Origin of the sequence: Hymenobacter terrenus (assembly GCF_000972495.1) — a bacterium.
In the GTDB taxonomy this organism is placed as follows: domain Bacteria; phylum Bacteroidota; class Bacteroidia; order Cytophagales; family Hymenobacteraceae; genus Hymenobacter; species Hymenobacter terrenus.
In genome coordinates, this window is the sequence record NZ_LATM01000057.1 from 1 (window position 1) to 13,504 (window position 13,504).

Consider the following 13,504-nt stretch of genomic DNA (forward strand, 5'->3'; position numbering starts at 1 on the left):
CCTCACGGCACGAGCTGACGACGGCCATGCAGCACCTTGCTTTGTGTCCCGAAGGAAAGGCTCATCTCTGAACCGGTCACGCGCATTCTAGCCTAGGTAAGGTTCCTCGCGTATCATCGAATTAAACCACATGCTCCACCACTTGTGCGGGCCCCCGTCAATTCTTTTGAGTTTCACCCTTGCGGGCGTACTCCCCAGGTGGGATACTTAACGCTTTCGCTAAGCCAGTGACCATCTATCGCCACCAGCGAGTATCCATCGTTTACGGCGTGGACTACCAGGGTATCTAATCCTGTTCGCTCCCCACGCTTTCGTGCCTCAGCGTCAGTTACAGTCTAGGCAGCTGCCTTCGCAATCGGGGTTCTGGATGCTATCTATGCATTTCACCGCTACAGCATCCATTCCGCCACCCTCGTCTGTACTCAAGCCAACCAGTTTCCAGGGCAGTTCCGTTGTTGAGCAACGGGCTTTCACCCCAGACTTAATCGGCCGCCTACGCACCCTTTAAACCCAATAAATCCGGACAACGCTTGCACCCTCCGTATTACCGCGGCTGCTGGCACGGAGTTAGCCGGTGCTTATTCACCAGGTACCGTCGTCGGAGCACGCATGCCCCTTATTCTTCCCTGGCAAAAGCAGTTTACGACTCAGAAAGCCTTCATCCTGCACGCGGCATGGCTGGGTCAGTCTCTCGACCATTGCCCAATATTCCCTACTGCTGCCTCCCGTAGGAGTCGGGCCCGTATCTCAGTGCCCGTGTGGGGGACCAGCCTCTCAGCTCCCCTAGCCATCGTCGCCTTGGTGGGCCGTTACCCCCCCAACTAGCTAATGGCACGCAACCCCATCCTGAACCAATAAATCTTTACCAAACACCCGATGCCGGGCATGTGGATTATGCGGTATTAATCCGCCTTTCGGCGGGCTATCCCCCAGTTCAGGGCAGGTTGGTTACGCGTTACGCACCCGTGCGCCACTAGTGTATTGCTACACCCGTTCGACTTGCATGTATTAGGCCTGCCGCTAGCGTTCATCCTGAGCCAAGATCAAACTCTCCATTGTATAATATTTCTACACCACGGCGAACCATGGCTGATGTCGAGTGCTGACCTTGCTCACATATTGACGTTATGTCAAATTCGTTTTGCTTGGTTTGTTTCACTGTGTTTTTCCCGAAGGAAAAGCAGCAAGTGGAACACTTACTATTTTGTCTGTTTCCGTCATTCAAAGAACGTGTATCACTTCCATTTGAAGTAACAGTGTGGGTTGCTTTTCAACCCTTTATCGTTGCAGTTGCAGCGCTTTGTTCGCTTTGGGAGTGCAAAGGTAGAAGCTTTATTTCATTTGTCAAGCTTTCAGCGAAAATTTTTTAAATTTTTCTTTTGGCTTTTCAAATTTGGTCGCTTCCGGTTGAAGCGGGCTGCAAAGGTACGGCTGCTTTTTTCGGCTTTGCAAGCGGTTTGAAAATATTTTTTTACTGCTTGGTTGCTGGCGCAGATGATAGATATTCTATTATCTGCTGGAGTTCCTGACCTTTCAATATTTTTAGCGGAGTGTGATTCCGCATTTTGCTGCTTGAAGGCCAGTGCAGAGGATAGACAAACTAGCTGCTGCGGGAGTTCCTGGCCTTTCAAGATTTTCTCGGGGTGTTTTCCGAGTGCCCCGTAGTCCGTTTGACGATTTGGGATTGCAAAGGTAGGAGGACTTTTTGACGGGGCAAGAGGTGTTCTACGAAAAACCTGCGAGTAGGTTGTAAGTGGCTGATTGATGCGAAGAAAAATTTTGCTTAACAGATACTGTCAGCAAAGCTGAATGGGGTCACTCAATCAACTTAGAGCATAAAAATGCCTGAATTGATGGGCTAAAGGGCGTTTTTTGGTGATATTGGATTTGAGAATTTTCCCTATCAAACCTTGCTGTTGCATAAAAAAACGTTTTAAGCTGCTCTTATACTCAGAACTCAGGCGAAAGAAATTGGGGCGAATGCGGCGTGTACCCTTTCAGTACAGTCGCATTCGCCCCGCTTCTTTGAGCTTGCGCTCTATCTACTTTACTAATGCTGCTCGGGTAACTGGGGGTTAGCGGTGGAGGGTGCTTACTCTATCGGGGCCGACGCTGACGATAGTGATAGGGACTTGGAGCTCTTTTTCTAGGAAATTGAGGTAATCGACGAGGTTGGCGGGGAGTTGGGCGCCGTCGGTGATGATGGTGAGGTCGGTGTGCCAGCCGGGGAGGGTGAGGTATTCGGGGGTGATGGTGGTGAGTTCGCCGGGGTCGGGGAGCTGGGGGGTGCTGTCGCCGGTGATGGTGCGGTAATGGGTGCAGGCCTGGATTTCGGTGAAGCCGTCGAGGACGTCGGCTTTCATGAGGTGGAGTTCGGTGACGCCGTTGAGCATGATGGCGTAGCGGAGGGCGGGCAGGTCTATCCAGCCGGTGCGGCGGGGACGGCCGGTGGTGGAGCCGAACTCGCGGCCGGCCTGGCGGATTTGCTCGCCTACTTCGTCGTGGAGCTCGGTGGGAAATGGGCCGCTGCCGACGCGGGTGCTATAGGCTTTGATGATGCCGTAGACCTTATCTATATGACGCGGGGCGATGCCAAGGCCGGTGCAGGCGCCGGCGGCGATGGTGCTGGAAGAGGTGACGTAGGGATAGGAGCCAAAGTCAATGTCTAGCAGGGAACCTTGGGCGCCTTCGGCGAGGATGCGCTTGCCTTGGGCCAGGAGGTCGTTGAGGAGGTATTCAGTGTCGATGAGCTGGAGAGTACGGAGGAATTCAACAGCAGAGAAGAAATCAGCTTCGAGGGCTTCAATTTCGAGCTCCTTATTATGGTGGGCGGCGATGGCGGCGTGCTGGGCCACAGCTTCTTTGTAACGCTGCTCAAAATCGGGAAGCAGGATGTGGCCGACGCGGAGGCCGACGCGGCCGATTTTGTCGGAATAGGTGGGGCCGATGCCTTTGAGAGTGCTGCCGATTTTGGTATTGCCGCGGGCCTCTTCACTGATGCGGTCGAGGGCGCGGTGCGAGGGCAGGATGAGTTGGGCTTTCTTGGAGACGTAGAGGTTTTTAGCCCAGTCTACTCCCCTATCGGTGAGTTTTTGGAGCTCTTGGCGAAAAACGATGGGGTCGAGGACGACGCCGTTGCCCACGATGTTGAGGATGTGGGGGTGGAAAATACCACTGGGCACCTGGTGCAGGACGTGCTTGATGCCGTCGAAGGTGAGGGTGTGGCCGGCGTTGGGGCCGCCCTGGAAGCGGGCTACGGCATCGTAAGTGGGAGCTAGCACATCTACGATTTTGCCTTTGCCTTCATCGCCCCATTGGAGGCCTACTAATACGTCTACGGGCATGATGGTTGGGTTTCGCTCTTCACGGCCACCTTATCCTGGTTCTCTCTTTAGTAAAGAGAAGATTATATGGTTGGCGTAAAGCTGATTTACTGAGAATTAAGTTTGTGTTTGAACAAAAAAATGGCCGCCTAATTGGCGGCCGGAATTAGCTGTTGGCGAGCGGTGGCCTCGTCGGAGGCTACGGCGAAGATGTTGGTGAGTTTGGTAAGCGCTAGCATCTTTTTGGGGTGGTCGGCAGGATTAATGAGGACCATTTCACCACCACGGCTGCGGAATTTGGTGAGGAGCGACACAAGGACGCCGATGCCAGTACTGTTAATGTAGCGAATTTCGGACAGGTCGACAGCGCAGTGGTTGAGTGCTTCCCCGAGATGCTCATTAACCGAGTTAAGAAGCTGGTCGGTATCGGGACTGCCAATGAGGTCGCCCGAAAGGCGAACGAAGAGGATGCCGTCTTGAACGGTGCTGGTGGTGGTCATGCGGGAGTGGCGGAAGAACGGGCGGCAGCCTGGGCGCGACAATCGCCACAAATGCCGTAAAGGTTTAAAGAATGGTGCAAGATATGGAAGTTCAGGAGCTCACCGACCATGGTCTGGATGCCGTGAATACGGGGGTCGCAGAATTCCACGACTTTATGGCATTCGGTGCAGATGACATGGTCGTGCTGGCGGTACCCATAGCTCTTCTCATACTGGGCGAGGTTGCGGCCAAACTGGTGTTTGCTAACCAAACCTTGCTCCACTAAGAGGTCCAGCGTGTTGTAGACGGTGGCGCGGCTCACTTGCAGGCCGCGCTCCTTCATGCCAGCGTAGAGCTCTTCGACGTCGAAATGACCGGAGCGGGCATAGATTTCTTCGAGAATAGCGTAGCGCTCACCGGTTTTGCGCAGGCCCTTGTTTTCAAGGTGGGCGGTAAAAAGTTTTTTTACTTCTTCGAGCTTATCAGTATTCAAAGAGCCTTGGGAGGCAGCGCTAGGCGTGTGCTTGGCAGCGTACCCGGTTTCAGAGGAGCCACCTACCTCCTGCCCTACTCCGTCGACCGGGGCGGCTGGCGGCTGGTGCTTGTGAGGAACTGCTGGGGATGTGTTCACGGTAAATAAGGGAATTGTGCAGAAGCAGAAACCAAAGATAGGTAAGCGGCAAGGCAGGCGTTAGGTTCTCACTGCTCGAAATAAAGGTGGTAATGATTAGCACAGCCAGGATTGAAAGCGGCTTGGCAAGAAGGACAACGATTGGCGCAGGCTAAATAGTCGGTAATACTGAGGGTAGTCTTGCAGTTGCCGCAGTAGATGGCCTGAGTCTGAAATTCTGACTTCGGCCAGACCACGGGAGCATGGCTAGTGGTTTCGTGGTGGCACTGTATGCAGGCGTAAAAAGTATCGCAGCATTTGAATTTGATGGCTATCAGGTCGCGCTCGGAATGGTAGTGGACGCACTGAGTGCGCTCGTTGACACCGGTGCCATGGACGGTGATGGGTTCAACTGCTTTCACCATTACGAGTCAAATCGCTCTACGAGCAGTACGCCAGTGACCTTGCGAAGCCGCTGGATTAGCTTGTTTAAGTGGTCAGTATCATTCACGAACACCATAATCTGGCCCTGAAAAAAGCCATCATCAGCGTTGATGGTGATGGAGCGCATGTTCACTTTGAGGCTGGTGCTGATGATGCGCGTGACATCGTTGACGAGGCCAACACGGTCGGACCCCTTGATGCGAATGCCGGCCAGGAAGGCCAGTTCCAATTGGTCGGTCCACTTGGCCCGCACGATGCGGTTGCCGTAGTTTGACATTAAATCGACGGCACGGGGGCAACTGGTGCGGTGAATGATGAGACCGGTATCGGTTTCGAAGCCGAACACGTCATCGCCGGGAATGGGGTTGCAGCAGCGGGCGATACTGTAGTTGAACTTGTCGGTGTGCTCACCCACAACGAGCATATCGGGGCGCACGCCGCGGATTTTGGAGACCTCGTGGTCGAAGGTTTTGGGTTCGAGCACGGAGGGCACCGACTTGGAAGAAGAGAACAGTGACTCGCGAATGGTACGGCCGTCGACTTGCCCAATGGCGAGGCGGTAGTAGAATTCGTGGGCGTTGGGCACGTTGAAGTAAGCCAGCAGGCGGCTGAGATTATCCGGAGTGTTGGGCACACCAATGATTTCCATCCGCTTTTCTAACAGGAAACGGCCGTCTTCGGCTTTGGCACGCTTGTCGTCGCGGAGAAAGTCCTTGATTTTCGAACGCGCCTTAGTCGTGATGACGTAGTTGAGCCACTCTGGCGTGGGCCGCTGCTTGTGCGAGGTTAGGATTTCGACCTGGTCGCCGTTGTGCAGTTGGTAGCTGAGCGGCTCTAGCTTCTGGTTCACTTTGGCCCCTAGGCAGTGGAGGCCAATTTGGGAGTGGATTTCGAAAGCAAAATCCAGCGCCGTGGCCTTATCTGGCAGGATAACGAGCTTGCCTTTGGGAGTGAAGGCGTACACTTCCTTCACGAACAGGTTCTGGCGGAATTCATCCATGAATTCGAGGGCGCTGGAATTATTAGATTCCAGCATCTCGCGCACCTTATTGACCCAGCCTTCGAGCGAGCTTTCGGGCTGAATGCTGCCGGTGTCCTTGTATTTCCAGTGCGCAGCGTAGCCTTTCTCGGCGATGTCGTCCATACGGCGCGAGCGAATTTGCACTTCTACCCATTGGCCGGCCCGACTCATGACGGTGGTGTGCAAGCTTTCGTAGCCATTGGCTTTGGGTGTGGATACCCAGTCGCGCAAACGGTCCGGGTTGGGCTGATAGAAGTCCGTGACAATGCTGTAGACCTGCCAACAAGCGGCTTTTTCCTGCTCCGGCGGCACGTCCAGAATCACGCGGATAGCAAACAGGTCGTACACCTCATCAAAGGTGATGTTCTGCTTTTTGATTTTTTTGAGGATGGAATAGATGCTTTTGGGCCGGCCCTTGATTTCGTAATCGAAGCCTTGCGTCCTCAATTCATCATCAATCGGCTGCACAAACTCCTTGATAAAGCGGTTGCGGACGCTTTGGCTCTGGCGCACCTTGGCTTTGAGGTCGTTGTACGTCTCGGTGTCGGTGAACTTCAGGTATAAGTCCTCCAGTTCACTCTTTATAGTATAGAGGCCGAGGCGGTGGGCCAGCGGGGCGTACAAATAAAGAGTTTCAGAGGCAATTTTGAGCTGCTTGTGGCGCGGCATCGAGTCAAGCGTCCGCATATTGTGCAGGCGGTCGGCAATTTTGATGAGGATGACGCGCACATCTTCGCTCAGCGTGAGCAACATTTTGCGGAAGTTTTCGGCTTGCTCGCTGGTGCCGTACTCAAAGACGCCGGAGATTTTGGTGAGGCCGTCGATGATGCGAGCCACCTTGGTCCCGAACTCGCGCTCGATGTCGGAAATTTCGGTGGGCGTGTCTTCTACTACATCGTGCAGCAGAGCGGCCACGATGCTGGTGGTGCCGAGGCCAATTTCTTCAACGGCTATCTGGGCCACAGCCAGCGGGTGCAGAATGTAGGGTTCGCCCGACTTACGACGCATCTCCTTATGGGCCTCCAGGCTCTGATTGAAGGCTTTTTTGATGAGCTTGGGGTCGCCGTCCTTCAAGTACGGCTTGGCGGTGCGCAGCAGGCGGCGGTAGTGGCGCAGGATTTCCTGGCGCTCAGCTTCGGGAGAGATAACGGGAGGCATAATGGTAAAGTAACAAAGCCCGAACGGAAAAGATGACACGAACAGGCTTACCGGGACTTGAACGAATAAGTAGACCGTCGTGCTGCACTACCCCCGGCAGGACGGTTTTTCAGCGTGCTACTTGATTTTTTTCTGCTCAATTCTGAGTATGTACGGCTAATTACCGCTGCCCTTTGCACGCAATGGTTTTAGCGAGTACCTTTGCGGGCCCGTAGCAAATGGCCGCGCGGCGTTCATATGCGGATATGGCGAAATTGGTAGACGTGCCAGACTTAGGATCTGGTGCCGCAAGGCGTGTGGGTTCGAGTCCCTCTATCCGCACTTTTTATTGATATAGGCCTTCAGTCGCATAGGCTGAAGGCTTTTTTTTCAACTTTTCAACCTGCCAGCAGAAGCCGGCTCCCCTGTTTTGAACATTACCCTCGACAAGAACGACGAGCAGCTGACCGGGCTGCTGACCGTGCACCTGACCGAAGCTGATTATACGCCCACGGTTGATAAGCAAATCAAAGAGTACACCAAGCGCGCTCAAGTGAAAGGATTTCGCCCCGGCATGGTGCCGGTGAGCATGGTGCGTAAGATGTACGGCAAGGGCATTCTGGCCGAGGAAATCAACAAAATGCTGGGCAAAGCGGTGGACTCCTACATCAAGGAGAACAACATCCGACTGCTAGGCGAACCGTTGCCGGTGCCGAGCGACGTGGATTTTGACACCGACAAGGACTTCGCTTTTCAGTTTGAACTGGGCCTGCTGCCCGATTTCGACCTGCCGGCCGAAGGCACGCTGCAAGTGGAGCGCCATCAGGTGACCATTGATGAGGACACGCTGGCCCAGACCAACGAGCAGATTGCCCGTCAGTACGGCGAGACGACTAACCCCGAGGAATCGGAGGCGGGCGACTACCTGTTTGGCAAGCTGAAGAAGGCGGATGAGGAGGGCGAAGGCCGCACGGTACTGCTGCCCATCAATAAAGTAACCGGCGACGTTTCACAATTTGTGGGCAAGAAGGCTGGCGATTCGCTTACGTTTGACCTGCAAGCGGCTTTCAGCAATGACGCAGCTTCGATTTCGAACTTCTCGGGCCTGAGCAAGGCTGAGGCGGCTGAGGCGACCGGCGACTACGTGTTGAACGTGGAGAAGGTGAACCGCACGGCCGCGCCGGAGTTCAACCAGGAGCTGTTTGATAAAGTATTCGGCCCCGAGGCGGTTTCGACACAGGAAGAGTTTGATGCCAAGGTGCGCGAAACCATCCAATCGAACTACGACCGTGAGAGCGAAGGCGCGCTGAATAACAGCATCGTGGAGCAGCTAGTGAACACGGTAGAAATCAAGGTGCCTACGGAGTTCTTCAAAAAGTGGCTGGTGCGCGCCAATGAGGGCAAACTGACGCCCGAGAAGGTGGAAGAGCACTACACCGACTACGAGAAAGAGCTGAAGTGGAGCATGATTCGCAACAAGGTGGTGGAAGAAGCCGGCCTGAAGGTGAGCAACGAGGAAATCGTGAACCGGACCCTCGACAAAATCATGGGCCAGTTCAACATGCCGAACATGCCCGATGAGATGCGCGAATCGATGCGCAGCTACGCCGACCAGTACCTGAAGCAAGACAACGGCAAGAACTACGTGAACGAGTACGAGGCCATTCTGGCAGAGAAAGTGCTGGAAAACCTGCGCGGCAAAGTTGTTGTTACCGACAAGCCCGTAACGGCCGAAGAATTCCGGACGCTGCATAGCTAATTGCTGCGCAGTCCAGTTTTGGAAAAGCCCTTACGGTAGCGTAAGGGCTTTTTTTGTTGGTTTTCCGACAACATTCGCTTACTTCGGCCGTCTTAGTATTCTCACCTGTGCGAGCAGATGCTCGCGCTACACTTCAACCCAATGCTCAATAAACAAGAGTTTCGCAAGTTTGCCGTTAAGCACCAAGGCCTCAGCGGGCTGGGCGTAGACCAATACATTCAGCACGTGGAAGGCCAGACCCGCGGCGGCCTCATCCTGCCCACCGGCATGACCCGCTCCGTGATTGAGGAGCGCCCCACGCGCTTCGCCGAAATCGACGTGTTTTCGCGCCTGATTATGGACCGGATTGTATTTCTGGGCACGGCCGTGGATGACTACATCGCCAACATCCTGACGGCGCAGATGCTGTTCCTGGAATCGGCTGATGCCAAGAAGGACATCCTGCTCTACATCAACTCGCCCGGGGGCTCGGTATATGCCGGCTTAGGCATCTACGACACCATGCAGTATGTGAACCCCGACGTGGCCACGATTTGCACGGGCCTTGCGGCTTCGATGGGTGCCGTACTGCTGGCCGGTGGCGCGCCAAACAAGCGCTCGGCCCTCCCCCACGCTCGCGTGATGATTCACCAGCCGTCGGGTGGTGCGCAAGGGCAGTCGTCGGATATTGAAATCACGGCCCGCGAGATTCTCAAGCTGAAAAAGGAGCTGTATGACATTCTGGCGCAGCACACCGGCAAAACTTACCAGGAAATCCACGACAATTCGGACCGCGACTACTGGATGCGTGCCGACGAGGCCAAAGAATACGGCCTGATTGACGAGGTGCTGGAGAAGAAGAAAAGCTAATCACGGATTTAGCCGGATTATTTGCTCCGATAATAAAAAAGCCTCTGCTAAATCAGCAGAGGCTTTTTTATTTGGGTTTGAAGAACTTTGAAATGATGGACTGCTGGGAGGGCCGATGCTGGGTTATCAGATTCTGTGGGGTGTTGAGAAAAAAACGGCGACAACCCCACAGAGGTTGTGGGGTTGTCGCCGTTTTTTTCTCAACACCCCACAGAATTTATTTCAGTCATTGCGCGAGAGTGGAGTTGCACTGCCGAAACTTGGTGAAGCACCAGTTGGTCACGCACTGGTTTCCGTTGGTGGGCCGAAAGGCGCCGGCGAGCAGATTATCGGAGCGCGCAGCTCTTAGGGTTGATGCCTTGCAAGCCCAAAGACACACCGTTTTTCTGGTTTAGCGAACCGGTCGTGATGATTTTAATAGAGCCATCCATGACGACGCTGGAAGGAGTGACGCTGGTGTAGGTCCGAGTCACGGGGCTGTCGCCGAGGGTGGTATGGATTTTTTCAGATTTTTTTGCAAATGGCGGATACAATCAGCAAGCCGAACAGCAGCAGGAAGGGAAGGATTTTCATAGTGATGAAGGAAAGAAGAGTATAGAGAGGAGGTATCGACTAGCGGCTGGCTAGGGTGCAATGGTGTGGAAATTATCGGCTTTAGGGCTTGAAAATGACGAACTGTAAGCTGGCTGGGGCAGGCGCGTTAGTGCTCGGGTTGGTGGGGTTGATAACGATGCGCCCGGCGGCGGTGCCGCGGGCCACGGCTACGCGGCCCGGGGTGATGCACGTCACAATGCACGTGACGCCGGTGAGGTCGCCGGATAGCTTGGGAGAATTGATAAATTGAATGTCAATCTCTCCCGTAATCGTATTTATGCCAGCGGCAAAAGCGGGTGAACCGGAAATCGTGGTGCCCACAATGCGGCCATAGGCGACGGGCAGCATGTTGGCGGTGCCCGTTTCGGGCGTGTTTACCTCGCCCGTACCCGTGATGCTCAGCAGTTCGGTGCCGTCGCCGTTTTTGCCGCGGGCGGAGAAAACGTGGCTGTCGCCGGTGCTCGCCACGTGGTAGTTCAGCTGCCCATCGCTCACCCCAAAGCCGTAGTGATTGGTGGTGCTGCCCGCATCGTAGAGTGTAATTTTCGCCTCCGTGACGTTGGGCGAAAGGCTCAAGCGTGTGAGCGGGGTGCGCGTGCCAACGCCCACCCGCACGCGGTTGGTACCGCTGCTGCCGCCCAAGGCCATCACATTGCTGGCGCCAACCTCGGCCCCGGCCCCGATGGCGGTGGCGTAGTCGAGGCTGCCGCTGGTAAGGTCGGTGTTGTTGCCGAGCAGGGTGTTGTTGTCGCCGCTGGTAATAGTCTGGCCCGCGTTGTGGCCCAGTGTGGTGTTGTTCGAGCCAGTGTTGACGTTGGTGGCGGCGCGGGTGCCCACCAGCACGTTGTTGGAACCCGTGGTGAGGTTGACACCGGCACCGTAGCCGCTGCCGTAGTTGTCGTCGCCGGTGGTGGTGTTGCGGCCGGCCTGGTAGCCCACAAAGTGATTGCCCTCGCCAGTGGTGTTGCTCCGCCCAGCCTGGTAACCCACGAAATGGTTGCGAGAACCCGCGCTGTTTACCAAACCCGCCTCGTAACCGCTGAAATAGTTGTTGAAGCCGCTGGTGTTGGCGGCTCCTGCCCGGTAGCCCACAAAGTGGTTGTCGGCGCCAGTGTTGGCCCGCCCGGCCTGGTAGCCAATGGCCACCGTGCCGTCTGCCGAATTGAATTGCCCGGCCTGGCTGCCCACCAAGGTCACTCGGTCGGCTGCCACGCTGCCCGCGACGTTGAGCCTGCCCGTGCCCGCCTCATTTCCGAGAGCCACATTGTCGAGGCCCCGAATCTTGTAGCCCGCCTGGTAGCCCACGTAAGCGTTGCGCGAGCCGGTGGTGTTCACCAAGCCCGCCTGGTAGCCCTCGATGGTATTTTGGGTACCTGTGGTATTGTTGGTACCGGCTTGGAAGCCAATAATGTGATTGTTGCTAGCGGTATTTCCTGAGCCGGCCTGGTAGCCAATGAACAGGTTATTGTCGCCGTCGACGTTGTCGACCCCCGCTTGGAAGCCGCTGAAAAAGTTTTTTTCACCTGTGGTATTACCTCGGCCTGCCCCCACTCCCTCAAATTGATTGCTGCTCCCGGTGGTGGTGCGCTCACCGGCCCTAGCGCCGACGAAGTGGTTGTTGTTGGCCGTGCTGTTGGTGCCGGCCAAGTAGCCCACAAACAGGTTGTTGTTACCGACCACGTTGGTAAAGCCGGCGCTGTTGCCCACGAACATGTTCGTGGCCCCTGTGATGTTGTTCTGACCCGCATTGATGCCCACAAAGAAGTTGTTGCTGGCCGTGGTGTTGGTCCCGCCGGCTCTGGGGCCTTCGAAAAAATTGCGCTGGCCGGTAGTATTGTACTGCCCGGCTTGGTAGCCGCTAAAATGGTTTACCGACCCCGATATATTGCGGCGGCCAGCTTGGAAGCCTTCAAAATGGTTGCTGAAGCCTGTAGTATTGCTGAAGCCCGCCTCGTAGCCCACAAAATGGCCTTCGGAAGTGGTGGTGGCGTTGTAGCCGGCGCTCTTACCGATGAAGAGGTTATTGCTGCCCGTGGTAATGGACGCGCCAGCGAACTGGCCTTCGAAGTGGTTCCGTTCACCAGTGGTGTTAGAAAGGCCCGCCCGAAAACCGCTGAAATAATTCTCGAAGCCAACGGTGTTGGACTGGCCTGCTTGGAAGCCAGTGAATTGATTGAAGGAGCCAGTGGTGGAACTCAGCCCGGCTTGATAGCCCACAAATTGGTTGTTGTAGCTGTTGCTCGTCAACCTCTTGCCAGCTTGGTAGCCCAGCAACAGGTGGTTTTCGGGGAAAACAGGAGTGCTGCCAATGGGCAAGCCGCCCAGCCAAAAAGCGCCATTGGTATGCAGCCGGGCCTGTTCCTGACCATTGATACCCAAACGCAGGGGCTTCACATCATTCGTACCTAAGTAATTGGCGGTGGAATCGGTGGCGGCGTTGCCACTCAGGCCCCAACCACTGCCAAGCGCAGCTGCACCAGTGTTAAGCTTGGTCCAGTTAGGCGCGGCAGGGGTACCAGCGTTGTAGTAAAAACCCACCCCGCCAGCCAGGCTGGCATTTCGGTTGAAGACGAGCAGACCAATTGCAGGAGTTGGGATGGTGGTTCCATCGGTGAGGCCAACAAGAGTGACTTGGGGAATGAGTAGGCCTTTGTTAGCGGCCCGAACATCGAGAGCCGCTGACGCATCCGGGGTGGTGGTACCAATGCCGACCTGAGCCCGGACCTGGCTCGGGCGGGCCACCAGCACGACCAACAGCAACGTGTAGCTAAAGTGCAGAAAGTATCGGAGTTGCATACTAAAGAGTGTGAGAAATAGTGAAGTGGTTTTTCTATAGATTCAACTCCATTGGCTCTTACTGACGGCTCGTCACCTGGCAGATGGCGTTGGTCGGGTTGGCTCCCAATATTGTTGAGAGTGAGGGTGTAGTAGCCCAGTGCGGCCACGTTCTGCACCACCGTAAAATTGCCAGTACCGCTGAGGACGTTGCCGCTGGCACTTACCTGGCCGTAGGCCACGGGCAGCAGGTTGGCCGCGCCAGTGGCCGTGCTATTGATTTCAGCCACCAGCACGGGCCCGCCGTTCACGTCGAGCGCCTGTGCTCGGCTACCAGAACGGCGCTTATGCCCGGCTCCTTAAAACGACGAGGGCCATAAACCGCACCAAACGGACAAGCACCACCCCGTACCGAAGCGGTGCTTGTCCGTTTGGTGCGGTTTACTGAGTAAAAGCCATTCCGGGCATCTTTAGAAGCTGTTTGAGTTAGCAAAATTTGAGGATTGGGCGAA

General features: G+C 55.5%; 9 protein-coding genes, 1 tRNA gene and 1 rRNA gene. 3 read left to right on the forward strand and 8 right to left on the reverse strand.

Features of this window, described 5'->3' with window-relative positions; genetic code table 11:
- From WX88_RS25780 to WX88_RS25805, 7 genes are all read right to left on the reverse strand, one after another.
- Positions 1-1,059 (reverse strand): 16S ribosomal RNA (locus WX88_RS25780); the annotation flags it as partial.
- A 293-nt stretch (positions 1,060-1,352) separates the two neighbouring features.
- Positions 1,353-1,631, reverse strand: a complete 279-nt coding sequence (locus WX88_RS30585) for a hypothetical protein (RefSeq protein ID WP_156176452.1) — start codon at positions 1,629-1,631, stop codon at positions 1,353-1,355.
- A gap of 444 nt (positions 1,632-2,075) precedes the next feature.
- Entirely contained in the window at positions 2,076-3,344 is a 1,269-nt protein-coding gene (locus tag WX88_RS25785) for an adenylosuccinate synthase (protein ID WP_046247312.1), read from the reverse strand.
- Between the two features lie 128 nt (positions 3,345-3,472).
- A complete protein-coding gene (locus WX88_RS25790; protein WP_046247313.1) occupies positions 3,473-3,823 on the reverse strand; it encodes an STAS domain-containing protein in 351 nt (116 codons plus the stop codon).
- Entirely contained in the window at positions 3,820-4,296 is a 477-nt protein-coding gene (locus tag WX88_RS25795) for a Fur family transcriptional regulator (protein WP_046247319.1), read from the reverse strand. Before WX88_RS25795 ends, WX88_RS25790 begins: the two co-directional genes overlap by 4 nt.
- Positions 4,297-4,502: 206 nt before the next feature.
- Positions 4,503-4,838 (reverse strand): CHY zinc finger protein, encoded by a 336-nt coding sequence (locus WX88_RS32265; RefSeq protein WP_046247314.1) that lies wholly within the window; start codon positions 4,836-4,838, stop codon positions 4,503-4,505.
- Entirely contained in the window at positions 4,838-7,036 is a 2,199-nt protein-coding gene (locus WX88_RS25805; RefSeq protein WP_046247315.1) for a RelA/SpoT family protein, read from the reverse strand. The genes WX88_RS32265 and WX88_RS25805 overlap by 1 nt, the downstream gene beginning before the upstream one ends.
- Before the next feature lie 239 nt (positions 7,037-7,275).
- Between WX88_RS25805 and WX88_RS25810 the strand changes: the two genes are divergently transcribed.
- From WX88_RS25810 to WX88_RS25820, 3 genes are all read left to right on the forward strand, one after another.
- Positions 7,276-7,357 (forward strand) — tRNA-Leu (locus tag WX88_RS25810).
- Positions 7,358-7,445: 88 nt separating this feature from the next.
- Positions 7,446-8,774, forward strand: a complete 1,329-nt coding sequence (gene tig / locus WX88_RS25815; protein ID WP_046247316.1) for a trigger factor — start codon at positions 7,446-7,448, stop codon at positions 8,772-8,774.
- Between the two features lie 141 nt (positions 8,775-8,915).
- On the forward strand, positions 8,916-9,623 hold the full coding sequence (locus WX88_RS25820) for a ClpP family protease (protein WP_046247320.1): 708 nt from the start codon (positions 8,916-8,918) through the stop codon (positions 9,621-9,623).
- Positions 9,624-10,277: 654 nt separating this feature from the next.
- Here the strand turns inward: WX88_RS25820 and WX88_RS28385 are convergent.
- The gene (locus tag WX88_RS28385) at positions 10,278-13,013 is read right to left on the reverse strand and encodes a beta strand repeat-containing protein (RefSeq protein ID WP_052733123.1); all 2,736 of its coding nucleotides are present in this window, start codon (positions 13,011-13,013) and stop codon (positions 10,278-10,280) included.
- Positions 13,014-13,504: the final 491 nt, after the last annotated feature.